The sequence below is a fragment of the Paracoccus sp. S4493 genome (assembly GCF_000967735.1).
In the GTDB taxonomy this organism is placed as follows: domain Bacteria; phylum Pseudomonadota; class Alphaproteobacteria; order Rhodobacterales; family Rhodobacteraceae; genus Paracoccus; species Paracoccus marcusii.
Genome location: NZ_JXYF01000445.1, coordinates 1 through 209, shown reverse-complemented (window position 1 = coordinate 209; position 209 = coordinate 1). Strand labels below are relative to the sequence as shown.

Genomic DNA, 209 nt, shown 5'->3' with positions numbered 1-209 from the left:
GCCACATCGAGATCCAGGTCCTGGCCGATCAGCACGGCAACGCAGTCTATCTGCACGAGCGCGAATGCTCGATCCAGCGCCGCAATCAAAAGGTCATCGAGGAGGCGCCGTCGCCCTTCCTGGACGAGGCCACCCGCGCCGCGATGGGTCAGCAGGCCGTGGCCCTGGCAAAGGCCGTCGGCTATACCAGCGCGGGCACGGTCGAGTTC

Annotated in this window: 1 pseudogene; it reads left to right on the top strand. The window is 66.5% G+C overall.

The window, feature by feature from the left end:
* Positions 1–209, top strand: a pseudogene (locus TW83_RS18335) (acetyl/propionyl-CoA carboxylase subunit alpha); the annotation flags it as partial.